We start from the raw sequence: 25864 nt of genomic DNA on the forward strand, positions 1-25864 counted from the left end.
CGAACAGAACCAGCGGCCCCCTACGGGCCCACACCCATGTCAACGTCGACAGAGGAGATCCCATGAGCGTCAATCAACGCGCGAGTACCCCGCCACACCAGAAGCCCGACGAGACGTCGGGCCTGAAGCGCATCGTCGGCGCCGCCATGGTCGGGACGGTCGTCGAGTGGTACGAGTTCTTCCTCTACGCCACGGCGGCAAGCCTGGTCTTCGGCACGTTCTTCTTCCCCAACGCCGGCTCGGAACTCGACGGCATCATCGCGGCCTTCCTCACGTACGCCGTGGGCTTCGTGGCCCGGCCGCTCGGTGGAATCGTCTTCGGGCAGATCGGCGACAAGCTCGGCCGCAAGCACACGCTCCAGGTCACGATCATCCTTGTGGGCGTGGCCACCTTCCTCATGGGATGCCTCCCCGGGTTCAACACCATCGGCTACTGGGCCCCGGCCCTGCTGGTGGTCCTGCGCTTCATCCAGGGCTTCGCCGTCGGCGGCGAGTGGGGCGGCGCGGTGCTCCTCGTCGCCGAGCACAGCCCCAACCGGTCCCGCGGGTTCTGGTCCAGCTGGCCGCAGGCCGCCGTCCCGGTGGGCAACCTCCTGGCGACGCTCGTCCTGCTGGGCATGAGCTGGATCCTGCCGCAGGACGAGTTCCTCAGCTGGGGCTGGCGCGTGGCGTTCTGGGCCTCCGCGATCATCGTGGTGATCGGCTACTACATCCGGACCCACGTCAGCGAGGCGCCGATCTTCCTCGAGGCCCGCGAGAAGATCGAATCCGAGAAGGCGGTCAGCTACGGCGTCCTCGAAGTCGTCAAGCGGTACCCCAAGGGCGTCCTCGGCGCCATGGGCCTGCGGTTCGCCGAGAACATCCTGTACTACATCATCGTCAGCTTCACGATCGTGTACCTCAAGACGGTCCACCAGTACGACACCTCGCAGCTCCTCCTGGCCCTCCTGATCGCGCACGTGGTCCACTTCGCCGTCATTCCACAGGTGGGCAGGCTCTCGGATGCCTTCGGCCGCAAGCCGGTCTACCTCGTCGGCGTGGTTCTCGGCGCCACCTGGGCGTTCTTCGCCTTCCCGATGTTCGACACCCTGAACCCGTTCCTGATCATCCTGGCGGTCACCATCGGCCTCGTCTTCCACGCCTTCATGTACGCGGGACAGCCGGCCATCATGTCGGAGATGTTCCCCACGCGCATGCGCTACTCCGGTGTCTCCCTGGGATACCAGGTGACCTCGATCCTCGCGGGATCCCTCGCGCCGATCATCGCGACGGCGCTCCTGCAGAAGTACGACAGCTGGGTCCCGGTGGCCATCTACCTCGTGATCGCCAGTGGCATCACCCTCGTCGCGGTGCTGACCCTGAAGGAGACCCGCGGAACCTCCCTCCGCGAGGTCGACGCCGAGGACGCGCGCCGTCACGGTCTGGACGAGCCGGTCGCAGGACAGGTCGCGCCATGAGCACGACGGCGTCCCAGCCGGTGACCGCCGTCGCCCCGGGCCCCCTGTCCGGGCGGCGTGCCCTGGTCACCGGCGGTGCGAGCGGCATCGGTGCGGCCTGTGCCCGCGCACTCGCCGGACGCGGGGCGCACGTGGTGGTCGCGGACCGGGACGGGGCCGGGGCGGGAAACCTGGCCGCCGATCTCGGGGGGGAGGCGTGGGCGGTGGACCTCCTCGACACGCGGGCCCTGGAGGCGCTGACGCTCGAGACGGACATCCTCGTGAACAACGCCGGGATCCAGACCATCAGTCCGCTCGAGGAGTTCGACCCCGAGGACTTCCGCCGCATCCAGCGCCTGATGGTGGAGGTGCCGTTCCTCCTCATCCGCGCCGCGCTCCCGGGGATGTACGCGCGGGGCTTCGGCCGGATCATCAACGTCTCATCCGTCCACGGGCTGCGGGCCTCCCCGTTCAAGGCAGCCTACGTCGCAGCCAAGCACGGACTCGAGGGGCTCTCCAAGGTCACGGCCCTCGAGGGCGGAGCCCGCGGCGTCACGAGCAACTGCGTCAACCCCGGCTACGTCCGGACGCCGCTGGTGGAGCACCAGCTGGCGGACCAGGCTCGCGTGCACGGCATCAGCGAGGAAGAGGTGCTCGAGCAGATCATGCTCACCGAGGCCGCGGTCAAGCGGCTGGTGGAGCCCGAGGAGGTCGCCTCCCTCGTCGCATGGCTGGCGGGCGACGACGCCGGGATGGTCACCGGGTCCTCCTACGTCATGGACGGCGGCTGGTCCGCCCGCTGACGTCCGACCCCGCAGGGCGGGCGACGACGGTGGTCCCCCGGCCGCCGTCGGCCCTTCCGCCCCGTGGCAGCACCCGTTCGGTGGGAATGGTCGCCCATTCCCACCGAACACGTGCGTTCAGCGGGCGGTTCGTGCAGCGTCACGGCCCTGACGGGTCGGACGCGTCACGGCCCCGACGGGTCAGACGCCGAGGATCTCCTCGATCGGGCCGATGCCGAAGAACACCACGAACGCCGCGGCCACGGCCCACATCAGCGGGTGCACCTCGCGGCCGCGGCCCTGGATCGCACGGATCAGCACGAAGGCGATGAAACCTGCACCGATGCCGTTAGCGATCGAGTACGTGAACGGCATCAGGGTGAACGTGAGGAACGCCGGGATGGCGATGCCCCAGTCGTCGAAGTCGATGCGCCCCACCTGGGCCACCATCATGAAGCCCACCACGACGAGGGCCGGAGCCACGGCCTCGAACGGCACGAGGCTGATGAGCGGCGTGAAGAACATCGCCAAAAGGAACAACAGCCCGGTCACGACGTTCGCGAGGCCCGTCCGGGCTCCCTCGCCGATGCCCGCGCCGGATTCGACGTAGATCTGGTTGGACGAGACGGACCCGGCGCCGCCGGCCACCGCCCCGAGGGCGTCGACGATGAGGACGCGGTTGACGCCGGGAATGTTGCCCTTGGCGTCGACGAGTTTCGCCTCGTTCGCGAGCCCCACCATCGTGCCCATGGCGTCGAAGAAGATGCTCAGGAGGATGGTGAAGGTCAGCAGCACCGCGGCGGTCGCGCCGAGTTGCCCGAAGGCGCCGAAGAGGCTCACGTTGCCGACGAGGCTCAGGTCGGGAATGCCGACCCACGAACCGGACGGGAGCTCCGGGACCACGAGCGACCAGCCGGCCGGGTTCGGTTCCTCGCCGGGTACGAAGCTGGCTCCGACGTCGAACACGGCTTCGAGGACGACGGCGAGCACCGTCGCGGCGAGCACGCCGATGAGGATGGCCCCGCGCACCCTGCGGACCACCAGGGCGATCGTCAGGATCAGGCCGAAGACGAACACCAGGGTGGGCCACCCGATGAGGACGCCACCGAAGCCGAGGCCCACGGGCACGGTGGTGTTCGCGACGTCGGGGATGCGGCGCACGAAGCCCGCGTTGACCAGGCCGATCAACGCGATGAACAGGCCGATGCCCACCACGATCGCGGTCTTCAGGCTCCCCGGGACGGCGTTGAAGACGGCCGTGCGGAACCCGGTCAGGACCAGCACCAGCATGGTGAGGCCCGCGAGCATGACGAGGCCCATGATGTCCGGCCAGGTCAGGCCTGGGTTCGTCGCGACGGTGATGGCCACGAACGCGTTGACGCCGAGTCCCGTGGCGAGGGCGAAGGGGTACTTGGCCCAGGCGCCCATGACGATGGTCAGGATGCCGGCCACGAGCGCGGTCACCGCGGCGACGCGCTCGATACCGAGCTCGGTCCCCGAGGAATCGGCACCCGCGAGAATGAGCGGGTTGAGCACCACGATGTAACTCATGGCGAAGAAGGTGGCGAGTCCGCCCCGGATCTCACGGGAGGCGGACGACCCCCGTTGGGTGATGAGGAAGTAGCGGTCCAGCGCGGAACCGGTTTTGAGCATGGGAGGTCCTAGGGGGAGGGGCTGGGTCGAGGTGATTCTATCCCGGCAGGCCGTCCCGGTCCCGATCGTGACGGACCGCCGGGGCCCAGCGGTCCGTCAGGGACGCGCCGTAGGGTGGAGGCATGCCTGCCTTCCTCCTGCCCTCCCGGCCTCCTGTCCCCGCCCACAGTCGCCGCCGTCGTGCCGACCGGACCCTCGCGGCGCTCGTGCCGGCCGTCCTGCTCGCGCTTGCCGCGCTCCTGGGCGGCGGGGGAGCCGCGACCGCGCACGACGAACTGACCGGGAGCACCCCCGCGGAAGGTGCCGTGGTGGACGTGCTGCCGCCGGGTCTCGAACTCAGCTTCTCCAGCGTGCCGTCCGGGATCGGCGCGCAGATCCAGGTCCTGGACGGTTCCGGGGAGGACTGGGCGGACGGCCCCGCGGAGATCATCGATCGCTCCGCCACCCAGCCACTGCGCCCCGGGGCGCCCGCCGGCGAGTACACCGTCAACTGGCGCGTGGTCAGCTCGGACTCCCATCCCATCGAGGGCTCCTTCGCCTTCACCACACAGGAGGACGGGGCGACGACACCGGACACCGCGGGCACTGCCGGTCCGCTGGACGTCCAGGACGATCAGGCGGACGAGACCCAGCAGGCCGGCGTGAGCGACTTCCCCTGGAGCGTCGTCTTCATGATCGCAGCGCTCGTGGCGATCACCGTCGTGCTCGCCGTCACGGCGCACAAGCGGCTCGGCGCCGACAGGTAAGGCCTGCCGACAGGTAGGGCCTCTAGAGGGAGGAGATCACCGGGCGGTGCGCCATGCGGTCCAGGGCGGACGGGCCCTGCTCCACGATGGCGTCGCTGACCAGCTTCGCCTGGCGGACGATGTCCCGCGTGGAGGGCGTCAGCAGTTCACCGACTCCCACGAGGTACAGCCCGATTGAGCGCAGGGTGTCCCTGGCGTCGCGGCCGATGGCGATGTCCATCGACCGGAGGAGCCGGCGCAGCTCGTTCTGCGGGAACTTCGTGAGGACCACATGGTCGGCGAGGAGGACCCCGTTCGCCGTCTGGACCGCCCACTTCTTGCGCCCGTTCGGAGGCTTGATGACCCGGGGGTGGCCGATGATGCAGAGTTGCTCGGCCACGGTGGTCTGGCGGACGTCGATGTGATGGGCCGTCGCGTAGCCGCGCAGGAGGCGCATCAGTTCTGTGCGCTCGGTGAGGGAGACGGAATCCGTCATGACGGTGCGCAGGGGCCCGGAGTCGGAGCACTCGACGCTCTCGACGACAATCGCGTCGACGCCGCGGCGGCTGAGTTCGCTGGCGACGGCGAGGCCCGACAGTCCGGAGCCGATGACCACGGTGCCCGTCTGCTCCGCCGCGCCGGGCACGGTCGCAGAGCGGGCCGGGTCTAGCGGCAAGGGATCCACCGGTTTACCTCCACACGAAGCACGAATTCCGCACGGCCGGCGCCTCTTCCGGCCGTGCGGACTCCTGGCTGCAGACGGGTCAACCAGGAGCACTGCGTGCGGGGTTCCCACCTGCCGTGCAGGCCCCCGCGACGGGTCACTGCAGCCTATATAACATTTCGGACACTGGATAGACCGATCATCCACCGTGCGCTAGAAAGGGTGCACCGGCCGCTTTCCGCCGTGCCGGGTGCAACCGAGGGAGGCCTGCCGTGAGCAGCGAGAACACAGAAGGCTTGCCGCAGGAACTGATGCAGCACGGAATCGTCGTCGGCGTGGATGGTTCCGACCAGAGCATCTGCGCGCTGTTGTGGGCCGCGCGTGAAGCCGGTCGGCGCGGTGCACCGCTCTACGTCGTGACCGCCTACACGGTGCCGGTCTTCGCGGCGTCGAGCATGGACGCCGGGTACGCCACCGTCGACGACGAGGTAATCCGGGAGAGCGCGCAGGCCGTTCTCGACGAGGCCGTGGCCCGCCTGGAGGGTATGGCGCTGGAGGTGCACCCGCGGATCGAGACCGGTGACGCCGCGGGCGTGCTCCTCGATCTCTCGGCGGAAGCGGAGCTGATGGTCGTGGGATCGCGCGGCCGGGGTGGGTTCGTCGGCCGTCTGCTCGGTTCCGTGAGCAGCGCCCTGCCCGCGCACGCCAAGTGCCCGACGGCGGTCATCCCCGTCTGCACCGGGGCGCGCCTCGGCCACCCGGAGCTCGGCAGGAAGCAGGGGAGGGACAGGGACGTCCCGGCTGCCGCCGTCGAGCCGGTCGTGGTGGTCGGTGTCGACGGGTCGGAGCAGGCCCGCATGGCCTCGCTCGCCGCGGCCGAGGAGGCCCGGTCCAGAGGATTGCCCCTGCGGGTCATCTGCTCCGTGGCGCCGTTCAACGGGTCGCTCGCCTGGGTCCCCGCGCCCGTGGACCGGACGGCGCTGCATGCAGACCTCACCGTCCAGCTGGCCGCCGGCCGTGATTGGCTGCAGAGCCACTATCCCGACGTCGCCATGACGGTGGACCTCGTGGACGGGCCGCCGGCCGAGGTGCTCATCGAGGCGTCGGCAACGTCGGAACTGCTCGTGGTGGGCACGCGCGGGCGCGGGGGCTTCACCGGTATGCTTCTGGGCTCCACCAGCCAGGGCGTGCTGCACCATGCCCGCGGGCCGGTGCTGGTCGTCCCGGACCGGGCGGATCCGCGCCTCGAGGACCGGAGTTCCTTCGGCCCCATGGTCCCGCAGGCCGGCTGACCGGCCGCCTGTCCCGGTGCGTCAGCCCCAGCCGAGCTGGTGCAGCCGTTCGTCGTCGATCCCGAAATGGTGCGCGATCTCGTGGACCACGGTCACCAGGATCTCCTCGACGAGCTCCTCCCGGGAGCCGCACAGGCGCATGAGGGGCCCGCGGAAGATGCTGATGCGGTCGGGCAGCGACCCCGCGTCCCACCAGGAGTCCCGTTCCGTGAGGGGCGTGCCCTCGTAGAGGCCGAGCAGTTCGGTGTCCGCGGGCTCGCCCGGGTGAGGCTCGTACTCCTCCACCACGAAGATCGCCACGTTGGTCATGGCACGCGCGAGATCGTCGGGGATGCGGTCGATGGCGTCGTCGACCGCGTCCTCGAATTCCTCACGTGAGATCTCGAACGGCACGCCCCGATCGTACCCACTCCGGTCGGGGTCGAAGATTTTGTGTAAACGGGAATGTGCCTCTATAGTTCTAAAGGTCCACGACAGGGAATGATCGGCCGGAAATGCTCGTTCTCCGGCAGGTCGCAGGAACCCGGACTGTGGTTCAGGCCCCCATCGTCTAGTGGCCTAGGACACCGCCCTTTCACGGCGGCGACACGGGTTCGAATCCCGTTGGGGGTACGCATGAGATGCCCTCGTGGGCGGTCAACCGGAGCGAAAAGTGCTGGTAGGCTGGAACTCTTGCAAAACAGCAAGTGAAGTTAGCAAGGCCCTGTAGCGCAGTTGGTTAGCGCGCCGCCCTGTCACGGCGGAGGTCGCGGGTTCAAGTCCCGTCAGGGTCGCTCAGGCGGCCGGATTCCCCCGGGGAAGCCGGCCGGGCTGGATACGGTGATCATCCGCAAGATGGTCGCAAGGCTCTGTAGCTCAGTTGGTAGAGCGTTCGACTGAAAATCGAAAGGTCACCGGATCGACGCCGGTCGGAGCCACCGCTGATAACCCCGCAGTTCCCCACGGAACGCGGGGTTTTCTCGTATGCACCCACCTCTGCACCCACTTCCCAGCGAACGCCGGGGTTCCCCCCGTACGATGGCGGCGGAACGAGGCCGGTATGGCGCGGGCCGCAGCGTCCTGGCACGGCAGGTTGCCTCAGGGAATCACCTGGGATAGTTCTGGAGTCACCGGGGGTCGGACCGCCGGCATCGCACCGACACGAGAGGGCACCAGTGAGAATCCTGCGTTCCGCTGCCGGGGTGTGCGCGCTCGTCCTGGCCCTGTGCGGATGCGGTCAGGACGACCCGACGTCCGCCGAGACGATGCTGACGATGCCGCCCAGCCCCTCCCCGCAGCCCAGCGCCGCCGCTCCGTCACCCGACGGCGTGGCCGGGGCGGGAATTACGACGCCGGACCCCGCGGCCGCCGACCACTGTGTCGTCGTCGCCGGCGGCGTCACCACCGCCATGCTCGCACCCCTGACCCTCCGCTCCGGGGAGGCCCCCGGCGAACTGGCTGCCCTCGAGCAGCAGATCCTGGAACTCCGGGACAAGGTGCCCGCAGACCTGCACGACGATTTCACCACGCTCGCTCACTCCGTCGAGGCGCCTCCCCGGGGTTCGGGCACCTTCGACGAGAAGGCATTCCGGCACGCCATGGTCCCGGTGCAGGACTGGCTCGGTCGGCACTGCACCCACCCCTGACCGGCCGCGGCGTGGCTTAGGCTGGGGCACGAGCGAAAGGGTGTTCCTGCGATGACTGATCAACCCATGGGCCGGCAGCTTCCCGTCCCCCGGCTTGCGGCGGCCGGGAGGACCGTGATCGGCGATGCCGCGGCGGTGAAGATCGCCGCCATCGCGGCGCGGGCGGTTCCCGGCGTGCATGCGCTGGGGCCCGGCAGCGGACGCGCGCTGGGCGCCATCCGCGACGCCGTCGGCGCCAACGACCTCGCCCAGGGCGTCAAGGTGGAAGTGGGCCAGACGCAGCTGGCCGTCGACATCAGCCTCGTCGCCTCCTACGGGTTCGCGTTGAACGCGCTGGCCGATGCCGTCCGCGTCGCCGTGTACGAGGCCCTGACGGAGCTCGTCGGCCTCGAGGTGATCGAGGTCAACGTCGAGATCCTCGACGTGCACCTGCCGCCTCCCGCGGATTCGAAGCCAACGGAGCGCGTCCGCACCACGGGTTCCACCCAGTTCCAGCAGTCGGTCGAGTGAGGCACCCATGAACCCCACTGTCGTCGGCATGGCCGTCGGAGTCGTCCTCGCCTTCGCGGCGCTCGTGTTCGGTTTCTGGGGCTTCCTCCTCACACTCGTCCTGGTGCTCTGTGGAGCCGTCGTGGGGCGCATCATCGAGGGCAAGCTCGATCTGCGCGGCGTCTTCGACGCCCTGACCGGCCGCCGCTCGTCGTCGTGACCACCGAGTCCGTTCCGGCGCACGCGAAGCACATCCAGCCGGCGACGGCGGTGCCGGGGCGTCCGCCAGGCCATATCCTGGCCGGCCACAACCGCATCACCACGCAGGCCCTCACCAGTACGGCGCAGGCGGTCGCCGCCGGTGTGCTCGGCGTCCAGCCGGCGCAGGTCCGGGCGACGTTCTCCGATGACCGCGGTCTTCTCGCGCTGCTCCTCACCTTGCCCCTTCCGGTTCCGCCGCTGGCCCGCGTGGTGCGGGAACCCGACATCGTCGGGACGTTCGGCGGACCACTGTGGGAGCGCGCGGACGCCGCGCGGGCTCCGATCCTCGAGCGGGTGCAGGACCTCACGGGGGCGCGGCTCAGCCGCGTGGACATCCGCATCATCGGCAGCACCGTCACCAGGGGGGCCCGGGTCCTGTGAGTATCGACCTGCCCGACCGGACGACGCCGCCGACGACCGCGCGCCTCGTGCGCCGGGAGCTGCACTCCTCCCGGGCCACCGCGTCTGTGGTGACCGCCATCCTGCTGATCGGAGGCTGCCTCGTCCTGCTGCTGGAGGCCGTCCTGCGGGCGGTAGGGGACGAGCCGTTCCTGCTCGACCTGGACGCTGCCGCGGCGTGGTTCGGCGCCCTGCCCGGCGGCGTGCCGGCATCGTTGCTCGGAGCCGGCTCCGTCGTCCTCCTCGTCTCCGGCCTGCTGCTGATCCTGCTCGCCGTCCTGCCGGGCCGGCGGACCCGCTATGCCATCCCCGATGACCGCGCGGCCGTCGTCGTCGACGCCGAGGTCGTGGCCTCCTCGCTCGCCCGCAGGGCGCGGATCGCTGCGGGAGTGGGCCCGGAGCAGGTCCTCGTCACGGTCGGACGCACCGTGGTCAGGGTGCAGGTCCGGCCCACCTCGGGGATCCCGGTCGATGCGGACGCGGTCCGTCGGGCCGTCGCGGACGACCTCCATCGATCGGGTGTGAGCCCCGAACCGCGAATCGCCGTCGACGTGACGGACACCGGGGTGATCGGGCAGTGAACACGACACCCAGGGGGCTCAACCGCGCAGTGCTCGCCGTCGTCGGGCTCCTCCTGTCCGCCGCGGGGGCCGCGGGGCTCGCTCTGCTGACCGTGCCCGGGGCCGCCTCCTGGTGGGCAGCGGCGGCGCCGCGGGCCGGCGAGGCCATCGACGGCGTACGAGCGCGGACCACGCCCGACGGTCAGGACGACACCTGGCTGTGGCTGGCACTGGCGGCCGCCCTGCTGCTGCTGATCGTGCTGCTCGTCCTCTGGATCACCGCGCAGGGGAGGGGGCGAACGGGCATCTTCGCGTCCACGGAGGACAGTCGCAGATCCGGATCCGGCCTGGGCCGTCCCGTGGACGCCGCCACGGCCGGCGGTGCCGCCGTCGCCTCCACCGTCGTCGGGACGGTGACGATCACGGCGGCGGCCGCCGAACAGGCACTCAAGGCCGCCCTGCTGGAGCGCCCCGACCTCGCCGCGGCGTCCGTCAGCACCTGGTCGGTCCGGGGCGTGCCGGGCCTGCAGGTCCGGGTGTTCCCTCGCAAAGGGGTGCCTCCCTACGTGATCGCCGAGGAGGTGTCCCAGCTCGTCGAGGCGCTGGACCGGATCACGGGGTATCGCACACCGGTGCTGATCAGTATCCGGTCGGGCGCTCGCGTCAGGTTCTCGAGATCGGAACGCGTCGCCTGAACCGTGAACTGGATCACATTTGAGTATCGAAACGCCTCGGGCGCCCGGAATGCTTGTGACGCCAATATGTAAGCGCTTACTGTTGCGTTACCAATTCGTGAGGCGGAACATCCTCGGGGCCCGGCGCGTCAGCTGCAAGCCCGGACACAGACGTACCGCCCGACAAAGGAGTCTGTTTCAATGGCGAACATTCGCTCAAGGAAATTCGTGCTGCCCGTCGCAGCACTCAGCGTTTCCCTCCTCGCGCTCGCCGGCTGTGGTTCGGAAGGGTCGGACAGCGCAGGAGGATCCGGTGACGCGGACTGCGCCGCCTACGAGTCCTACGGGACCTTCGACAACGCCGAGGTCAGCGTGTACTCGACGATCGTCGACATCGAGGCGGAGCGGCTCGAGGAGTCCTGGGCGGACTTCTCCGAGTGCACCGGCGTCGAGGTGGCCTACGAGGGTTCCAAGGAGTTCGAGACGCAGATCGGTGTGCGGGCCCAGGGCGGCACCGCTCCCGACCTCGCGATCTTCCCGCAGCCCGGACTGCTCGCAGCCCAGGCGCAGGGCGGGTTCCTCAAGCCTGCGCCCCAGGAGGTCTCGGATCTCGTCGACGAGGGGTGGTCCGAGGACTGGAAGAACTACGGCACGGTGGACGGCACCTTCTACGCAGCGCCCATGCTCGCCAACGTGAAGGGCTACGTCTGGTACGTACCGGCCACGTTCGAGGAGAAGGGCTGGGAGGTTCCCGCCACCTGGGACGAGATGACCGAGCTGTCCGAGCAGATCGCCGACGAGGAGGAGATGAAGCCGTGGTGTGCCGGCTTCGAGTCCGGTGAGGCCACCGGATGGCCGGGTACCGACTGGGTGGAGGACGCAGTCCTGCGCGAGCACGGCCCCGAGGTGTACGACCAGTGGGTCGCACACGAGATCCCGTTCAACGATCCGAAGATCGTGGCGTCCTTCGACCGCGTCGGTGAGATCCTGAAGAACGACGACTTCGTCAACGGCGGCTTCGGCGATGTCCGTTCGATCCTCTCGACGCCGTTCGCGGAGGCCGGCCAGCCCGTCCTGGACGGGGACTGCGCGATGCACCACCAGGCCTCCTTCCAGGCCGTGAACTGGCCCGAGGGCACCAACGTCGCGGAGGACGGCGACGTCTGGGCCTTCATGACCCCGCCGATCGACGCATCGCAGGGCACGGCCATCACCGGCGGCGGCGAATTGATCGGTGCCTACGCGGACCGTCCCGAGGTGCAGGCGCTGCAGGCGTACCTGGCGAGCGCCGAGTTCGCGAACGCCCGCGTCTCCCAGGGTGGTGCGATCAGCGCGAACAAGGGACTGGATCCGGAGCTCGCGCAGTCGGACCTGGATCGCCAGTCCATCGAACTGCTGCAGGACCCCGAGACCGTGTTCCGCTTCGACGCATCCGACCTGATGCCGGGTGCGGTCGGCGCGAACTCCTTCTGGAGCGGCATCGTGAACTGGATCAACGGCTCCTCCACCGAGGAAGTCACGCAGACCGTCGAGGACAGCTGGCCCTCCTCCTGATCAGGTAGCAGCGGGGGAACTTTCCAGGGCGCCCACTGCACCGCCTCCCCCATTCACGCTCCAAAAGCACGCCAGGAGGCTGGGCTGTGGAAGATATTGCAGACAAAGGTTTACAGGTGGTGGTGGGTCTCGCCGTCTTCGCCGCCATCATCGGGCTCATCATGCTGGTGGTGGACCGGGCTCCCAAGTCCGGGCGGGAGAAGATCCAGATCGCAGGCTTCCTCGCACCCGCCCTCATCCTCCTCGCCGTCGGACTCGTGTTCCCCGCGCTGCAGACTTCGTACCTCTCCCTGACCGGCCGCAACGGGGAATTCGTGGGGCTCGACAACTTCGCCTGGATGTTCACGCAGCCCGAAGCCCTGGTCACCCTGCGCAACACCGTCATCTGGGTGGTCCTCGTGCCGCTTCTCGCCTCCTCTATCGGTCTGGCCTACGCGGTCTTCATCGACCGGGCCCGCGGGGAGAAGGCCCTCAAGGCACTCGTCTTCATGCCCATGGCGATCTCCTTCGTCGGTGCCGGCATCATCTGGCGCTTCGTCTACGCCTACAAGGGCCCCGAGCAGGATCAGATCGGCCTCTTCAACCAGATCCTCGTCTGGTTCGGACAGGAGCCGAAGCAATTCCTGCTCGATGCACCCGAGAACACCCTGTTCCTCATCGCCGTCATGATCTGGATCCAGACCGGCTTCGCCATGGTGGTGCTCTCTGCCGCCATCAAGGGCATCCCGACCGAGATCGTCGAGGCCGCCCGGCTGGACGGCGCCAGCGCCTGGCAGCAGTTCCGTAACGTCACCATCCCCACCATCCGCGGCTCGCTGATCGTCGTCGTCACGACCATCACGATCGGGACGCTGAAGGTCTTCGACATCGTGCGGACGATGACCGCGGGGCAGTACGAGACATCCGTGGTCGCCAACGAGATGTACACCCAGGCATTCCGGGCGGGGGAGCCGGGCCGCGGGGCCGCGCTGGCCCTGGTCCTCTTCCTGATGGTGCTGCCGGTGGTCGTGTACAACGCACGGCTTCTCCGCAAGCAGAAGGAAATCCGATGAGCACTGTCCCACTCGAGAACCAGGACCTCCTGTCGGACGTCGAGGACGACGCCGGCCAGAGCCGCCCACCCATGCAGAAGCGGGTCCGGCAGCGTCTCACCTCGCGCACCGCGACGGCGGCCGCCGTCATCATCGCCGTCATCTGGACCATCCCCACCTTCGGCCTGTTCATCTCGTCCTTCCGGCCAGAGGACAACATCAAGGGCAACGGTTGGTGGAACGTCTTCGCGGACCGCCAATTCACCCTGGAGAACTACGCGGACGTCCTCAGTCCCGGCGGCAGCCAGTCGCCCAACCTGCTGTCCTACTTCGTCAACTCGCTGGCGATCGTGATCCCCGGGACCATCTTCACTCTGGTCCTCGGATCCATGGCGGCCTACATGTTCGCCTGGGGGCGCTTCCGCGGCAAGGATGGGCTCTTCATCTTCGTCTTCGCCCTGCAGATCGTGCCCCTGCAGATGGCATTGATCCCGCTCCTGCAGCTCTTCACGCGGGTCCTGGCGATCGGCGATTTCCAGCTTCTGCCCAGCGGCACGTACGCACAGCTCTGGGTGGCCCACACCATCTTCGGTCTGCCGCTGGCGATCTTCCTCCTCCACAATTTCATCGCCGAGATCCCGGGAGAGGTGATCGAGGCGGCGCGGGTGGACGGCGCCGGGCACAGCACCATCTTCTGGCGCATCGTCGTCCCGCTCGCCACGCCCGCACTGGCCTCCTTCGGCATCTTCCAGTTCCTGTGGCTGTGGAACGACCTGCTGGTGGCCCTCGTCTTCTCCGGCGGTGGTGCGGACGTCGCGCCCATCACCCAGCGGCTCGCCGAGCTGCAGGGCTCGCGCGGCGGTGAGTGGCAGCGCCTGACCGCGGGGGCCTTCGTGTCCATGATCATCCCGCTCGCCGTGTTCTTCGGGCTCCAGCGGTACTTCGTGCGGGGCCTGCTGGCCGGTGGCCTGAAGGGCTGACCGGTGACGAGCATCGACGACGTCGCGGCGTCCCTCGGGGTCTCGACGGCCACGGTCTCCCGTGCGCTGCGCGGGCTTCCCGGTGTCGCCGAGGAGACAAGGGCGCGGGTCACTGCGACGGCGAGGCAGCTCGGTTACGTCCCGTCGTCGGCCGCGTCGGGTCTCGCGTCCGGCCGCACCATGGCCATGGGCGTGCTCGTGCCGGTGATCGACCGCTGGTACTTCTCCGCCGTCCTGGAGGGCGTGGACCGTCAGCTGCGGGCGGCCGGGTACGACCTCATCCTCTTCAGCCTCGGTGGCGCGGGCGCGAACCGGGACCGGGTGTTCCACCGCTCCATCCTCCGCAAGCGCATCGACGCGCTGCTGGTCATGTGCATGCACCTCACCGAGGACGAACGGACGGCCGTCCAGCAGCTGGACTACCCGAACATCGTGGTGGGCGGCGCGGTGGAAGGGGTCCGGCATGTCGGGATCGACGACGCCCGAGCAGCCCGCGACGCCGTGGAACACCTGATCGGGCTCGGCCATACGAGGATCGCCCACATGCGGGGCGGCGGCTCCTTCGACATCGACTTCGAGGTGCCGCGCCTCCGCGAGAGGGCCTTCCAGGAGGCCATGAGGGACCACGGGCTGCCGGTCCGCGAGGACTGGTCCGCGTTCGGCGACTTCCGCTTCGCCACCTCCCGGACGTCGGCGCTGGAGATGCTGGCCGACCCGGCGGACCGGCCGACGGCGGTGTTCTGTTCCTCCGACGAGATGGCGTTCGGCGTGCTGAAGGCCGCGGCGGAGCTCGGCATCGCCGTACCGGGTGACCTGTCCGTGATCGGCATCGACGACCACGAATTCTCCGAGCCCATGGGCCTGACGACCATCCGGCAGGATCCCGAGGACCAGGGCGCCTACGCGGCGGACCTCCTGCTCGGGGAGCTGCTGCGCAATGAGCCGGCGGACTACCCGCCCTCGCGGCCCCACACGCTCGTGGTGCGGGGCACGACGGGACCGGCGAGGGCCTGAGGACGACCGCCGTCGCGCGCGGTCAGGAGGCCCGGGCGAGCTGGCGGATCGGGATCCATCGCGAGGCGAGGCGCCGGTAGGAGGCGGCGGCGCCCATCATGTCGGCCTCGGCCAGGCTCTCGATCCCGAGACGCACGTCCATGGGTGAGTCGTCGGGGAACACGCGGTCGGCGACCGGTCCGTAGTCGACCTCGACGACGGCGTCCCGCCGGAAGACCTCGAGCCACTCGACGATCTCCGTGAGCTCGTCCAGCAGGTCCATCTCCGGGGCGCCGACCGCCAGCTGGGCGATCGAGCGGCGCCCGCGGTCGATGCAGTCGCCGATCCGCGCCGTGATCCGGACGGTGCTGACCCGGCCGTCGTCCTCGACGACCTCCGTCAGATCGTCCTCGTGGATGAGGGCGAACCAGGCGAACGGCACGCCCCAGGTCGCCGACCGTGTGTAGAGCTTCGCGACGGAGTCGGCGAAGGTGTCCGGGTCCAGCCGCGCCTGGTGCGCCTCGCGGGCGATCTCCGGGACGAGGACGTCGATCAGGGGCCCGCGCAGGCTCTGGTCCAGCGACTCGGCGGCGAGCGTGGTCCGGACGGCGAGCTGGTTGGGGCAGTAGTAGGGCGTCGTCGTGCCGTTCAGGGTGGGGAAGTGCGTGACGCGCACGAGGTCCGACTCGTGGTGGGGGAAGGGGTCCGAGACGGTGCGCAGGATGCGCCGGAGCGACTGCTCGTGCTCCATCTCCTCGGTGAGCTCCCGTTCGCGGGCCCGTTGCTGGAGGATCGCGAGCTGCTGGGCGTCGGAGAAGGCGTCGAGGGGCTCGTAGATGCGCAGGTAGGAGACGTACGGGAACGGTCGGATGACTCGACCCAGTCGGCTCACGGTCCGCTGAGTTCCACGACGACGGGTGCGTGGTCCGAGGCGCCCTTGCCCTTGCGCTCCTCCCGGTCCACGAAGGCGCCTGTCGCCCGGGTGGCCAGGGCGGGGGAGCCGAGGACGAAGTCGATGCGCATGCCCTCCTTCTTCGGGAAGCGGAGCTGCTTGTAGTCCCAGTAGGTGTACAGGCCGGGCCCGGGGGTGAACGGCCGCGCGAGATCGGTGAACCCGGAGTCGAGGAAGCCCTGGAACGCGGCGCGCTCGGCGGGGCTCACGTGGGTGTAGCCGCCGTCGACGAACAGGTCGATGTCCCAGACGTCGTCATCCTGCGGTGCGATGTTCCAGTCGCCCATCAGGGCGATCTGCGCGTCGGGGTCGTCGGTGATCCACTGCTGCGCGTGACCGCGGAGGGTGTTTAGCCAGTCGATCTTGTAGGGCATGTGCGGGTCGTCGAGCGCCCGCCCGTTGGGGACGTACAGGCTCCAGACCCGCACTCCGCCGCACGTCGCCGCGATGGCCCGCGCCTCCTGCACCTCGTCCGCGCCGGGCTTCCCGAAGGCGGGCTGGTCGGGGAAGGTCCGTTCGACGTCATCGAGCCCGACGCGGGAGGCGATCGCGACGCCGTTCCACTGGCTGAGGCCGAAGTGCGCCACCTCGAAGCCGCTGTTCTCGAACAGTTCCCAGGGGAAGTTGTCGTCCTTGCACTTCGTCTCCTGGATGGCCAGGACATCGACGTCGGACCTGTCGAGCCACGCTTCGACACGGTCGGCGCGGGCACGGAGGGAGTTGACGTTCCAGGTGGCGATCTTCACGCCCCCTACGTTACCAACGGTGCTGTTTACTCACGCCACCAGGTGTCGAACACGGTGACGGGCACCGTGCGCTTGTGCCGTGTGATCCAGTAGCGGTGTTCGATCGCCTTCGCGGCATCGGCGTCCACGGCCCGGCCCTCGAGGTAGTCGTCGATCTGCTCGTAGGTCAGGCCGAGTTCGTGTTCGTCCGTCTGACCGGGCGCCTCGTCCAGCAGGTCCGCCGTCGGGACCTTGTCGTAGAGCGCAGCCGGTGCTCCGAGTTCCTTCAGGAGTGCGCGGTTCTGGCGCTTGTTGAGGCCGAAGAGCGGCAGCACGTCGGCTCCACCGTCGCCGAACTTGGTGAAGAATCCCGTGACCGACTCGGCGCCGTGGTCCGTGCCGATGACGAGCAGGTTGTGCTGCCCGGCGACGGCGTACTGCGCCATCATGCGGGCGCGGGCCTTCGTGTTGCCCTTGGTGTAGTCGGAGATGCGCTCGCCCGTGGTCTCCGCGTATTCACGCTGGATGCCGTCCACGGCGGGCGCCACGTTGAAGACCTTCGAGGTGCGCGGCTGGATGAAGGCGAGGGCCGCCTGGGCGTCCTCCTCGTCCTTCTGGACGTTGTAGGGCAGGCGCATGGCGATGAAGTCGGCATCCGCCCCCTCGGACCGCAGTTCGTCGACGGCGAGCTGGGCGAGCCTGCCCGCCAGGGTGGAGTCGATCCCGCCGCTGATGCCGAGGACGAACCCCCGCGTGCCTGTGGACCTGACGTAGTCCTTCAGGAAACCGACCCTGCTGCGGACTTCCGCCGCCGGGTCGATGGTGGGCTTGACGCCCATTTCCTCGATGATCCGTGCCTGGAGTTCATGCATGAGCCAAGGCTACTCCGCGTCTATTTCTACAAGGTTACGAAATGGCCGGAATCACACTCCGTGCCGCCGCGGCGGGTGCACGACGACGACCGGGTGCACGACGACGACCGGGCGCACGACGACGAGGGTGCCGCGCCGCGTGCCCTACTGGCTGAATGCCGCGTCGAAGGACGTCTCCGACGGCGCGAAGTCGAAGCCCTTGAGGAAGGCGAGGGCTTCGGGTGCTCCCTGCAGCCTGTCCATGCCGGCGTCCTCCCACTCCACGGAGATGGGGCCCGTGTAGCCGATGGCCGTCAGCGCCCGGAAGCTGTCCTCCCAGGGCACGTCGCCGCGGCCGGTGGAGACGAAGTCCCAGCCGCGCCGCGGGTCCCCCCAGGGCAGGTGGGAGGACATGATCCCGTTCCGGCCTCCGCCCATGCGCATCTTCGTGTCCTTGCAGTCCACGTGGTAGATACGGTCCTTGAAGTCCGAGATGAAGGCCACGGGGTCGATCTGCTGCCACATGAAGTGGCTCGGATCCCAGTTGAGGCCGAAGGCGGGGCGGCGGCCGATGGCTTCGAGGGTGCGCTGCGTGGACCAGTAGTCGTAGGCGATCTCCGAGGGGTGGACCTCGTGCGCGAACCGGACCCCGCACTCGTCGAAGACATCCAGAATGGGGTTCCAGCGGTCCGCGAAGTCCTGGTAGCCGGCGTCGATTACCGTGGACGGCACGGGCGGGAACATGGCGACGTACTGCCAGATGGAGGATCCGGTGAAGCCCACGACGGTGTCCACGCCGAGCTTCTTGGCGAGCCGCGCGGTCAGCTTCATCTCCTCCGCTGCGCGTCCGCGCACGCCCTCGGGGTCGCCGTCGCCCCACACCTTCGGCCCGACGATCGCCTCGTGGCGGAAGTCGATGGGGTCGTCGCAGACGGCCTGGCCCTTGAGATGGTTCGAGATGGCCCAGACCTTCAGCCCGTTGCGTTCGAGGATGTCGAGCCGGTCCTGGATGTAGGCGTCGTCGTCCCACCGCCAGGCATCGAGGTGGTCGCCCGAGACGGCGATCTCCAGCCCGTCGTAGCCCCATTGGCCGGCGAGCTCGGCCACCTTCTCGAAGGGGAGGTCGGCCCACTGGCCGGTGAACAGGGTGAAGTTGCGGGTCATGCGGACTCCTTGGGAAGGGGGTGGTCTACGGCTGGGCGGCTGGATCGAGGGCGACGACGGCGCTCCGGGCGCCGGCGCTCTCCTCGACGGCGGCGAGGACGCGCTGGATCTGCAGTCCGGCCTCGAAGGAAGGTTGTGGCGGCTCGCCGGTCCGGATCGAGGCGAGGAAGTCGCGGAACTGGTGCGTGAAGGTGTGCTCCCACCCGATGATGTGACCCGCCGGCCACCATCCCTCGAGGTAGGGGTGGCCGGGCTCGCTGACCAGGATGCGGCGGAAGCCCTGTTCGGTGGCCGGCCCGGAGGCCTCCATGAACCACAGCTCGTTGAGGTTCTCGAGGTCGAAGCGCAGGGCCCCGCGCTCGCCGAAGACCTCGATGTGCAGCCCGTTCTTCACCCCGGTCGCCATGCGTGAGACCTCGACGGTCGCGACGGCGCCCCCGGAGAGCTCGGCGGTGATCCAGGCGGCGTCGTCGACCGTCACCGGCTCCGGCCCGCCCTCGCCCGGGCGCTGCCCGACGAAGGTCCGCAGCCGCCCGGAGACCTCGGTGACCTCCTGGCCGGTGAGGAACTGCACTTGGTCGAGGGCGTGGGAGGCGATGTCGCCGAGGGCACCCGACCCGGCGGTCTCCCGGCGCAGTCGCCAGGTCATGGGGGAGTCGGGATCCGAGAGCCAGTCCTGCAGGTAGGCGACCCGCAGCTGGCGGATGGCGCCCAGCCGCCCGTCCGCGATCAGTGTGCGCGCGTGCGCGAGGGCGGGTACGCGCCGGTAGTTGAAGCCGACCATGGACTGGACGCCCCGCGCCCTCGCCTCCGCCGCGGCGGCCACCATCTCGGCGCCCTCCTCGAGGGTGTTGGCCAGCGGCTTCTCCACGAGGACGTGCTTGCCCGCCTTCAAGGCCTCGATGGCGATCTCGGCGTGCAGATAGCCGGGCGTGCAGATGTCCACGATGTCGACGTCGTCGCGGTGGATCACCTCGCGCCAGTCGGTGGCGAAGCCCTCCCAGCCGTAGCGCGCGGCGGCCTCCGCTGCCTTCTCGGCATCACGGCCGACGACGACGCGCCGCGCGATGGCGGGGACGTCGAAGTGGCTGCCGACCGTCCGCCAGGCTGCCGAGTGGGCCTTGCCCATGAAGGCGTAGCCGATCATGGCGACGCCGAGGGGCCGGGCGGCGTCGGCGGGTGCGGGCACGGGGCTCGTCATGGGGTTTCTCCTTGTGGGGGTGGTGCGTCCCGGGGCCGGGAGGGCTCCGCGTGGCGGAGGAAGGTCAACCCATTCTCTGCCAGCAGGTCCTGGGATGGGGCCAGGGGACGCCAGATGGCCGCGGCCGTGGCGATGCTGGCGTTGTGTGCGGTGAAGCTCTCGATGGTCAGCCCTCCCTGGTACCGGACGTCGTCCAGCGCCCGGAACAGCGCGGGCCAGTCGGTCTGGTCACCGCCGGGCGCGCCGCGGTCGTTGCCGCACACCTGCAGGTGGACGAGGTGTGCGCCGGCCCTCCGGAGGGCGTCGGGCGTGGACCGTTCCTCGATGTTGAGGTGGTAGGTGTCCAGGGCCAGCCCGACGCCGTGGCCGAGGAGCGGACCGAGCGCGTCGATCGCCTGTTCCACGGTGTTGATGAGGGAGGTCTCGTACCGGTTGAGCGGTTCGATCCCCAGGACGACGCCGGCACGGACGGCCGCCTCCGCCACGGGGGCGAGGTTGCGGCGCAGTTCCGCGTAGGCCTGCGCGCGTTCGGCGTCGTCCATGCGCCAGAGCCGCCCGGTCTGCGCGTAGAACGGCCCGCACACCGTGGTGGCCCCGATGCCGCCCGCGAATCCGACGCATCCGAGGAGGTACTGCTGGGTGCTCCGGATGGTGGCGTCGGGGGCGCCGACGAGGTCCCGGCCGGGCGCCATGGCCCCCACCACGTAAGGTCTCAGACCCGTGTCCGCGAGGACGTCCCGAACCACCTCCACCGTGAGGTCGCCGACGTTCTCGAGGGGCAGTTCGACGGCGTCGAAGCCCATCGCGGCGATCCGGCGCAGGAGGGGAGGCAGATCCGCGTCCGTCAGCGGCGACGTCCAGACCCAGGTGTTGACGCCGATCGGGCGGACGTAGCCGGTGTCCACGGTCCTGCCTCCTTCCTGTAGCGGTGGGATTGCGGTCAGGGGATCTGGCGTTCCTGCCAGACCTCCGGGTACCCCGGCAGGTCCTCGCCGCCGAACTTGGCGTAGTGGCCGTCCGGCATGCCCTCGTTGGCGGCCAGGAACTCCGCGCGCTCGTCCTCGGTGATGGGCGACTGGGGAAGCACCCACTCCGCCGGGATCTCCTCGCCCTTGAAGATCTTCTCGAGCGCCAGCAGCGGCGTCCGCCACTGGAAGTTCGAGTAGACGGGCGCGAGGCCGTCGATGCCGGTCTCCTCCCACTTGCGCAGGAAGCTCATCTCGTCCTCACCGGTCATGACGGGCAGTTCGGCCCCGGCGTCCTCGAAGGCCTCGATGGCGGCGACGGCGCCGTCGCCGGCGTCCATCCAGACGCCCTGGACGTCGCCCTTGGCCAGCTCGTCCGCGATGATCGACTTGATCTCCACGGGGTCCGCCCCGGTGAAGTAGTCGACGGCCTCGATGCCGTTCTCCTCGAAGATGCGCTCGGCCGCGGCCCAGCGCTGCTCGAGGACGTCCACGCCGGGGAGGATCCGCAGGGCGACCACCTTGTCTCCCTCCTCGAGACGCTCGCTGAGGAATTCGGCGGTGTCGATGCCCCAGGCGAAGCCGCCGATGGGATGGATGAAGGTCAACGGGCAGTCGGTCTGCACGCCGCGGTCGAACACGATCACCGGCTTCCCCGTCTCACAGGCCCGCTCGACGGCCGGCGTCATCGCCGCCGTCGAGTTGGGGGAGATGATGAAGGCGTCGCAGTCGCCGTCGGAGATGAAGTAGTCGATGTCGGCGATCTGCGTGTTGTCGTCGTCCTGCGCGTCACGCGTCTCCATCTCGGAGATGACGCCGGACTCCTGCAGCACCTTCAGCTGCTCGTTCATGGTGATCCAGCCCGTCTGGCGCCACGGGTTGGAGATCGACGCGTTCGAGAAGCACGCCTTCTTGGCCCCCTCCGAGGCGAACGACGAGGTGTCCGTCATCTCGCCGTCGATGTACTGCAGATACGGCTGCTCGGGATCGCCCTCGAAGGTGGCCGAGCGCTGTTCGTCCTGCGTGTCGTACACGGCCTGGTCGAACCACTCCGTGCTGTCCCCGGTGGGCTGCTCGGCCGCCGCGGACTCGCCCGCTGCGGCCTCGGACGCCGGCGGGTCCTCGATGGATGAATCGGTGGTGCAGGCCGTCAGGGCGAACAGCGTCGTCGCTGCGATCACCGTGACCTTGCCCAGGATGCTTCCACGCATCATGTTCCTCCCTCAGTGGTGCCCGGTGCGGGCTGTGGTGCTGCTATCGGACGGTGCTGGTCATGGGCCTGGGTGCTGGAGCCGCGCCGCTTGCGCTGCCAGGTCCGGGCGGCCGCGGCGACGGCGACGATGATGATGACGCCCTGCACGGTGTCCCGCCACGTGGACTGGACGCCGAGGAAGTTCAGGAGGGTGAAGAGCAGCTCGAGGGCGAACGCCCCCGCGGCGGCGGACAGGACCCAGCCGCGGCCTCCTCCGAGGACCACCCCGCCGAGGACGACGGCGGTGATGGCGGTGAATTCGTAGCCCTGGCCCACGGAGGGGTGCACGCCTGCGTACCCGACCAGGATCACCCCGGCCACCGTCGCCGCGAGCGAGGACAGCATGAAGGCGCGGGTGCGGACCCACCAGACCGGCGCGCCGGTCAGGGCGGCAGCCTGCGCGTTGTCGCCGATGGCGATCAGGGTGCGTCCGTAGGGTCGGCGCATGAGCCAGAACGCGCCCGCCGCGATGACCGCGAGGAGGAGGACGGGGTAGGGGATCACGTCGAGGACGGGGACGTCCTGGATGCCGCCGCGGCCGATCTGGCGGAAGGTGTCGGCGGGATTCCCCGTTGCGGCTCCGCCCGTCCAGTACAGGACGAGGCCGAGCAGGGCGAGCATCATCCCGAGCGTCGCGATGAAGCTCGGGACCTTCAGAAGGGTGGTCACGAGTCCGTTGACGAGTCCGATGAATGCGCCGAACACGATCATGAGGACCAGGACGGGAACGGTGCGCGATTCGTCCTGGCCGACGAGGTTGCCGGCGATGATGACCTGCGCGGTGACGACGGATCCCATGGACAGGTCGAACTCACCGGACACGATGACGAAGTACTGGCCGATGGCGGCGATGGCGATGGGAGCCGTGCGGCCGACGAACCGGATCAGGGATCCCGGCTCGCCGAAGGAGGGGTTCGCCGCCAGGACGGCGACGAGGAGGACGACGACGAGGACGAAGACCCCGCCGCTCGGGGAGCGGAGCGCCCGGGCCAGGCGCTCTCCCCGCGGGGACCGGTTCTGCTCGAGGACGGCACGGCCGGTGGCGACGCTCATGCGGACACCCCGTTCCGTGCGCCGCGGCCCGCGTCGTCGGCCGGTCCGTCGTCGTGCCGGGCTCCCGTCGTCGGGGGATCCTCGCTGTGCGGGACTCCGCGTCCGAAGCGGGCCTGACGGTGCACGACCGTGCGCCGCGCGTAGACGGCGACGGCCACCACGATCACGACGCCGCGGACCACGTCCTTGAGGAAGGGATTGACCTGCAGCACGCTCATGATGTTGTCCAGCATGGCGAAGATCAGGACACCACCGAGGGTTCCCACGAGGGAGCCCTTGCCGCCGGCGAGGAGGGTGCCGCCGAGCACGACGGCGGCGATCGACAGGAGGTCGTAACCGCCCTGCGAGCCGATGGTCGGGCTCCCGACGCCGAGCCGGGCGGCCAGCAGCAGGCCCGCCAGCCCGGCCAGGAGGGAGCAGATCACGTGGGCCGCGACGACCGGCGTCGCGGTCCTGATCCCGGACATCCTCGCGACCGAGGCGTCGCCGCCCACGGCGTACATGGCATGCCCGAGGCGCGTGGTGTTCAGCATGAGCAGGACGACGGCGGCGCACGCGAGCATGATGAGGGTGGAGACCGGGACCGGCCCGATGCCGGTGGCGCCGACGAGGCGGAAGGCCAGCGGTGCCTGGCCCGAGCTGCCCTGGTAGTTGGACCCGAGGTAGCCGCTGACGATGAGTCCCATCCCGAGCGTGGCGATGAAGCCGTGGACCTTCAGCCCGGCGACCACCGCTCCGTTGGCGAGACCGATGAGCCCGGAGACGAGCAGCGCGGCGAGCACGGCGGGCAGGATGTTCCCCGGCTGGTTCGCCATGATGCCGGCTCCGATGAGGCTCGAGAGGCTGATGACGTACGGTACGGAGAGGTCCAGGCTCCCGACGAGGATCACGAGGGTCTGCCCGATCGCGATGAAGCCGAGGATGCTGGTCCCGGTGAGGATGTCGGAGATGTTGCCGGGGCTGAAGAAGCTGCGGCCCGTGGAGCCCACGAGGACGGTACCCGCGACGATCGTCAGCAGGGCGACGAGGTAGACGATGTGCGTCGAGGTCAGGCGGGTCACGAGGGGACCCCCCGCGCGCCCGTCGCGAGGTGCAGGATCTGCTCCTCGGAGGCGCCGGCCGGCGCCTCGCCGGCGACGCGGCCGTCCCGCATGACGATCACCCGGTCGGACATGCCGAGCACCTCGGGCAGTTCGCTGGAGACCATGAGGATGGCCTTGCCTTCCCGCGCCAGGCGGCGCATGAGGGTGTAGACGGCGACCTTCGCCCCGACGTCGATGCCGCGCGTCGGTTCGTCGAGGAGCACGACCTGCGGATCGATCGCGAGCCACTTGGCGAGCACGACCTTCTGCTGGTTCCCGCCGGACAGGTACTGCACCTCCTGGTCGAGGTCGCGTGCAATGACCTCCAGGGAGGAGAACACACCGGGCGCTTCGCGGCGTGCTGCTGCCGTGCGGCCGGGATGAACGGACCGCACGACGCTCAGCGCGTTGTCGATGATGGACTGGTTCAGGCTGAGGCCCTCCGCCTTGCGGTCCTCGGTGATCAGGGCGACGCGCTGCCGGATGGCTTCCCGGGGCGAGGCCGGCGGGTGGTCGCGCCCGCCGAGGGTCACGGTCCCGCGGGTGAACGGTGCCGCGCCGAAGACCGCGTGGACGAGCTCCGAGCGGCCCGACCCCTGGAGCCCCGCGACCCCGACGATCTCCCCGGCCCGCAGCGTGAGGTGGATGTCGTCGAGCTGGTCGTTGCCGGCGCCGCGGACCTCCAGCAGGGCGTTCCCGACGGCGGTCCCCGGCACGGGGTCGGGGAAGAACGCCGAGATGGGCCGGCCGACCATGGCCCGCACGAGTGAGGCGTCGTCCAGGTCCGCGGCGGGCGACGACGTCACCACCCGCCCGTCCTTCAGCACGGTGATGGTGTCGCAGAGGTCGAAGACCTCCTTCAGGCGATGGGAGACGTAGAGGATCGCCGTCCCGCGTTTCCGGAGCCGGTCGATGATCCCGTACAGCAGGTCGACCTCCGGGCCGGCGAGCGCGGCCGTCGGTTCGTCCATCGAGATGATCCGGGCGTCGTAACTGACGGCCTTGGCGATCTCCACGATCTGCTGCTGCGCGACCGAGAGCGAACTGATCACGTCATTCGGCCGGATGTTGGTGATGCCGAGTTGCTCGAGCAGCGAAGCGGTGTCCCTGGCCATGGCCCGACGGTCCACCAGGAGCCCTTTCCTCGGCTCCCGCCCCAGGTAGATGTTCTGCGCCACGGTGCGCTCGGGCAGCAGGTTGAACTCCTGGAAGACGGTGGAGAGCCCTGCGCGCCTCGCCTGCAACGGGTGGGTGAAGGTGACGGGCCGCCCGTCGATCTCCACCGTCCCGGCATCGCGCACATGCACGCCGGCGAGCAGTTTCATCAGGGTGGACTTGCCCGCCCCGTTCTCGCCGACGAGTCCGTGGACCTCTCCGGGGAACAGATCCAGGAACGCGTCCTCGAGGACCGGCACTCCGAAGAAGCTCTTCGAGAGTCCGGTGACGTGCAGGACCGGAGCCGGGTCCCTGGTGCTGCTGACGGCGTCGTCCACGCGCCCAC

At 69.4% G+C, this 25864-nt stretch carries 27 protein-coding genes and 3 tRNA genes; 17 read left to right on the forward strand and 13 right to left on the reverse strand.

Annotation, left to right across the window (positions count from 1 at the left end; genetic code table 11):
• The first annotated feature begins 62 nt into the window (after positions 1-62).
• Together ACX80F_RS08515 and ACX80F_RS08520 are read left to right on the forward strand one after the other, a co-directional pair.
• Entirely contained in the window at positions 63-1457 is a 1395-nt protein-coding gene (locus ACX80F_RS08515; RefSeq protein ID WP_459335956.1) for an MFS transporter, read from the forward strand.
• Positions 1454-2239 (forward strand): 3-hydroxybutyrate dehydrogenase, encoded by a 786-nt coding sequence (locus ACX80F_RS08520; RefSeq protein WP_459335957.1) that lies wholly within the window; start codon positions 1454-1456, stop codon positions 2237-2239. The genes ACX80F_RS08515 and ACX80F_RS08520 overlap by 4 nt, the downstream gene beginning before the upstream one ends.
• Before the next feature lie 180 nt (positions 2240-2419).
• Here ACX80F_RS08520 and ACX80F_RS08525 read toward each other — a convergent pair whose 3' ends face one another.
• Positions 2420-3871: an NCS2 family permease gene (locus tag ACX80F_RS08525; protein WP_459335958.1), complete on the reverse strand. Its 1452-nt coding sequence runs from the start codon at positions 3869-3871 to the stop codon at positions 2420-2422.
• Between the two features lie 122 nt (positions 3872-3993).
• On the opposite strand from ACX80F_RS08525, the gene ACX80F_RS08530 reads away from it, so the two are divergent.
• A complete protein-coding gene (locus ACX80F_RS08530) occupies positions 3994-4617 on the forward strand; it encodes a copper resistance CopC family protein (RefSeq protein ID WP_459335959.1) in 624 nt (207 codons plus the stop codon).
• A gap of 22 nt (positions 4618-4639) precedes the next feature.
• Here the strand turns inward: ACX80F_RS08530 and ACX80F_RS08535 are convergent, their stop codons facing one another.
• A complete protein-coding gene (locus tag ACX80F_RS08535; protein ID WP_459335960.1) occupies positions 4640-5281 on the reverse strand; it encodes an FAD-dependent monooxygenase in 642 nt (213 codons plus the stop codon).
• A 290-nt stretch (positions 5282-5571) separates the two neighbouring features.
• Between ACX80F_RS08535 and ACX80F_RS08540 the strand changes: the two genes are divergently transcribed.
• Complete coding sequence (locus ACX80F_RS08540; protein ID WP_459336107.1) at positions 5572-6552, forward strand: universal stress protein; 981 nt, start codon at positions 5572-5574, stop codon at positions 6550-6552.
• Between the two features lie 21 nt (positions 6553-6573).
• On the opposite strand, the gene ACX80F_RS08545 is transcribed toward ACX80F_RS08540, so the two are convergent.
• Complete coding sequence (locus ACX80F_RS08545; RefSeq protein ID WP_459335961.1) at positions 6574-6945, reverse strand: metallopeptidase family protein; 372 nt, start codon at positions 6943-6945, stop codon at positions 6574-6576.
• Between the two features lie 146 nt (positions 6946-7091).
• Between ACX80F_RS08545 and ACX80F_RS08550 the strand changes: the two genes are divergently transcribed.
• The 13 genes from ACX80F_RS08550 to ACX80F_RS08610 all read left to right on the forward strand — a co-directional run bounded on the left by ACX80F_RS08550 (position 7092) and on the right by ACX80F_RS08610 (position 15139).
• A tRNA-Glu gene (locus tag ACX80F_RS08550) sits at positions 7092-7164 on the forward strand.
• An 87-nt stretch (positions 7165-7251) separates the two neighbouring features.
• A tRNA-Asp gene (locus ACX80F_RS08555) sits at positions 7252-7325 on the forward strand.
• 71 nt (positions 7326-7396) lie between these two features.
• Positions 7397-7469 (forward strand) — tRNA-Phe (locus ACX80F_RS08560).
• Between the two features lie 237 nt (positions 7470-7706).
• A complete protein-coding gene (locus ACX80F_RS08565; protein WP_459335962.1) occupies positions 7707-8177 on the forward strand; it encodes a hypothetical protein in 471 nt (156 codons plus the stop codon).
• Between the two features lie 51 nt (positions 8178-8228).
• The gene (locus tag ACX80F_RS08570; protein WP_459335963.1) at positions 8229-8687 is read left to right on the forward strand and encodes an Asp23/Gls24 family envelope stress response protein; all 459 of its coding nucleotides are present in this window, start codon (positions 8229-8231) and stop codon (positions 8685-8687) included.
• A gap of 7 nt (positions 8688-8694) precedes the next feature.
• Positions 8695-8886 (forward strand): DUF2273 domain-containing protein, encoded by a 192-nt coding sequence (locus ACX80F_RS08575; protein ID WP_459335964.1) that lies wholly within the window; start codon positions 8695-8697, stop codon positions 8884-8886.
• 50 nt (positions 8887-8936) lie between these two features.
• Positions 8937-9308 carry a hypothetical protein gene (locus tag ACX80F_RS08580; protein ID WP_459336108.1) on the forward strand — a complete coding sequence of 124 codons (372 nt, stop codon included), beginning with the start codon at positions 8937-8939 and terminating at the stop codon, positions 9306-9308.
• On the forward strand, positions 9305-9907 hold the full coding sequence (locus ACX80F_RS08585) for a DUF6286 domain-containing protein (protein WP_459335965.1): 603 nt from the start codon (positions 9305-9307) through the stop codon (positions 9905-9907). Before ACX80F_RS08580 ends, ACX80F_RS08585 begins: the two co-directional genes overlap by 4 nt.
• Complete coding sequence (locus ACX80F_RS08590; protein WP_459335966.1) at positions 9904-10581, forward strand: hypothetical protein; 678 nt, start codon at positions 9904-9906, stop codon at positions 10579-10581. Before ACX80F_RS08585 ends, ACX80F_RS08590 begins: the two co-directional genes overlap by 4 nt.
• 180 nt (positions 10582-10761) lie before the next feature.
• On the forward strand, positions 10762-12114 hold the full coding sequence (locus tag ACX80F_RS08595; RefSeq protein ID WP_459335967.1) for an ABC transporter substrate-binding protein: 1353 nt from the start codon (positions 10762-10764) through the stop codon (positions 12112-12114).
• 86 nt (positions 12115-12200) lie between these two features.
• The gene (locus ACX80F_RS08600) at positions 12201-13166 is read left to right on the forward strand and encodes a carbohydrate ABC transporter permease (RefSeq protein WP_459335968.1); all 966 of its coding nucleotides are present in this window, start codon (positions 12201-12203) and stop codon (positions 13164-13166) included.
• Entirely contained in the window at positions 13163-14125 is a 963-nt protein-coding gene (locus ACX80F_RS08605) for a carbohydrate ABC transporter permease (protein ID WP_459335969.1), read from the forward strand. The genes ACX80F_RS08600 and ACX80F_RS08605 overlap by 4 nt, the downstream gene beginning before the upstream one ends.
• Before the next feature lie 3 nt (positions 14126-14128).
• Positions 14129-15139 carry a LacI family DNA-binding transcriptional regulator gene (locus ACX80F_RS08610; protein ID WP_459335970.1) on the forward strand — a complete coding sequence of 337 codons (1011 nt, stop codon included), beginning with the start codon at positions 14129-14131 and terminating at the stop codon, positions 15137-15139.
• Positions 15140-15161: 22 nt separating this feature from the next.
• Here the strand turns inward: ACX80F_RS08610 and ACX80F_RS08615 are convergent, their stop codons facing one another.
• The 10 genes from ACX80F_RS08615 to ACX80F_RS08660 all read right to left on the reverse strand — a co-directional run bounded on the left by ACX80F_RS08615 (position 15162) and on the right by ACX80F_RS08660 (position 25856).
• Positions 15162-16010 (reverse strand): hypothetical protein, encoded by an 849-nt coding sequence (locus ACX80F_RS08615; protein WP_459335971.1) that lies wholly within the window; start codon positions 16008-16010, stop codon positions 15162-15164.
• Entirely contained in the window at positions 16007-16816 is an 810-nt protein-coding gene (locus ACX80F_RS08620; protein WP_459335972.1) for an exodeoxyribonuclease III, read from the reverse strand. The genes ACX80F_RS08615 and ACX80F_RS08620 overlap by 4 nt, the downstream gene beginning before the upstream one ends.
• A gap of 26 nt (positions 16817-16842) precedes the next feature.
• Complete coding sequence (nadE, locus tag ACX80F_RS08625) at positions 16843-17667, reverse strand: ammonia-dependent NAD(+) synthetase (RefSeq protein ID WP_459335973.1); 825 nt, start codon at positions 17665-17667, stop codon at positions 16843-16845.
• A 144-nt stretch (positions 17668-17811) separates the two neighbouring features.
• A complete protein-coding gene (locus ACX80F_RS08630) occupies positions 17812-18810 on the reverse strand; it encodes a sugar phosphate isomerase/epimerase family protein (RefSeq protein ID WP_459335974.1) in 999 nt (332 codons plus the stop codon).
• 25 nt (positions 18811-18835) lie between these two features.
• Positions 18836-20011 carry a Gfo/Idh/MocA family protein gene (locus ACX80F_RS08635; protein WP_459335975.1) on the reverse strand — a complete coding sequence of 392 codons (1176 nt, stop codon included), beginning with the start codon at positions 20009-20011 and terminating at the stop codon, positions 18836-18838.
• Complete coding sequence (locus ACX80F_RS08640) at positions 20008-20916, reverse strand: sugar phosphate isomerase/epimerase family protein (RefSeq protein ID WP_459335976.1); 909 nt, start codon at positions 20914-20916, stop codon at positions 20008-20010. Before ACX80F_RS08640 ends, ACX80F_RS08635 begins: the two co-directional genes overlap by 4 nt.
• Before the next feature lie 35 nt (positions 20917-20951).
• A complete protein-coding gene (locus ACX80F_RS08645) occupies positions 20952-22187 on the reverse strand; it encodes a substrate-binding domain-containing protein (protein WP_459336109.1) in 1236 nt (411 codons plus the stop codon).
• Positions 22187-23281 (reverse strand): ABC transporter permease, encoded by a 1095-nt coding sequence (locus tag ACX80F_RS08650; RefSeq protein ID WP_459335977.1) that lies wholly within the window; start codon positions 23279-23281, stop codon positions 22187-22189. Before ACX80F_RS08650 ends, ACX80F_RS08645 begins: the two co-directional genes overlap by 1 nt.
• Positions 23278-24342, reverse strand: coding sequence for an ABC transporter permease (locus ACX80F_RS08655; RefSeq protein ID WP_459335978.1), 1065 nt, complete (start codon positions 24340-24342; stop codon positions 23278-23280). Before ACX80F_RS08655 ends, ACX80F_RS08650 begins: the two co-directional genes overlap by 4 nt.
• Positions 24339-25856, reverse strand: coding sequence for a sugar ABC transporter ATP-binding protein (locus ACX80F_RS08660; protein WP_459335979.1), 1518 nt, complete (start codon positions 25854-25856; stop codon positions 24339-24341). Before ACX80F_RS08660 ends, ACX80F_RS08655 begins: the two co-directional genes overlap by 4 nt.
• Between the last annotated feature and the right edge of the window lie 8 nt (positions 25857-25864).

This window comes from Arthrobacter sp. TMS2-4 (genome assembly GCF_054511075.1).

What these genes read in the sequence shown, in the direction of transcription:
- ACX80F_RS08515 (WP_459335956.1), top strand. Translation starts at nt 63, where the DNA reads ATGAGCGTCAATCAACGCGCGAGTACCCCGCCACACCAGAAGCCCGAC.
- ACX80F_RS08520 (WP_459335957.1), top strand. Translation starts at nt 1,454, where the DNA reads ATGAGCACGACGGCGTCCCAGCCGGTGACCGCCGTCGCCCCGGGCCCC.
- ACX80F_RS08525 (WP_459335958.1), bottom strand. Translation starts at nt 3,871, where the DNA reads ATGCTCAAAACCGGTTCCGCGCTGGACCGCTACTTCCTCATCACCCAA.
- ACX80F_RS08530 (WP_459335959.1), top strand. Translation starts at nt 3,994, where the DNA reads ATGCCTGCCTTCCTCCTGCCCTCCCGGCCTCCTGTCCCCGCCCACAGT.
- ACX80F_RS08540 (WP_459336107.1), top strand. Translation starts at nt 5,572, where the DNA reads ATGCAGCACGGAATCGTCGTCGGCGTGGATGGTTCCGACCAGAGCATC.
- ACX80F_RS08570 (WP_459335963.1), top strand. Translation starts at nt 8,229, where the DNA reads ATGACTGATCAACCCATGGGCCGGCAGCTTCCCGTCCCCCGGCTTGCG.
- ACX80F_RS08575 (WP_459335964.1), top strand. Translation starts at nt 8,695, where the DNA reads ATGAACCCCACTGTCGTCGGCATGGCCGTCGGAGTCGTCCTCGCCTTC.
- ACX80F_RS08595 (WP_459335967.1), top strand. Translation starts at nt 10,762, where the DNA reads ATGGCGAACATTCGCTCAAGGAAATTCGTGCTGCCCGTCGCAGCACTC.
- ACX80F_RS08605 (WP_459335969.1), top strand. Translation starts at nt 13,163, where the DNA reads ATGAGCACTGTCCCACTCGAGAACCAGGACCTCCTGTCGGACGTCGAG.
- nadE (WP_459335973.1), bottom strand. Translation starts at nt 17,667, where the DNA reads ATGCATGAACTCCAGGCACGGATCATCGAGGAAATGGGCGTCAAGCCC.
- ACX80F_RS08630 (WP_459335974.1), bottom strand. Translation starts at nt 18,810, where the DNA reads ATGACCCGCAACTTCACCCTGTTCACCGGCCAGTGGGCCGACCTCCCC.
- ACX80F_RS08635 (WP_459335975.1), bottom strand. Translation starts at nt 20,011, where the DNA reads ATGACGAGCCCCGTGCCCGCACCCGCCGACGCCGCCCGGCCCCTCGGC.
- ACX80F_RS08645 (WP_459336109.1), bottom strand. Translation starts at nt 22,187, where the DNA reads ATGCGTGGAAGCATCCTGGGCAAGGTCACGGTGATCGCAGCGACGACG.
- ACX80F_RS08650 (WP_459335977.1), bottom strand. Translation starts at nt 23,281, where the DNA reads ATGAGCGTCGCCACCGGCCGTGCCGTCCTCGAGCAGAACCGGTCCCCG.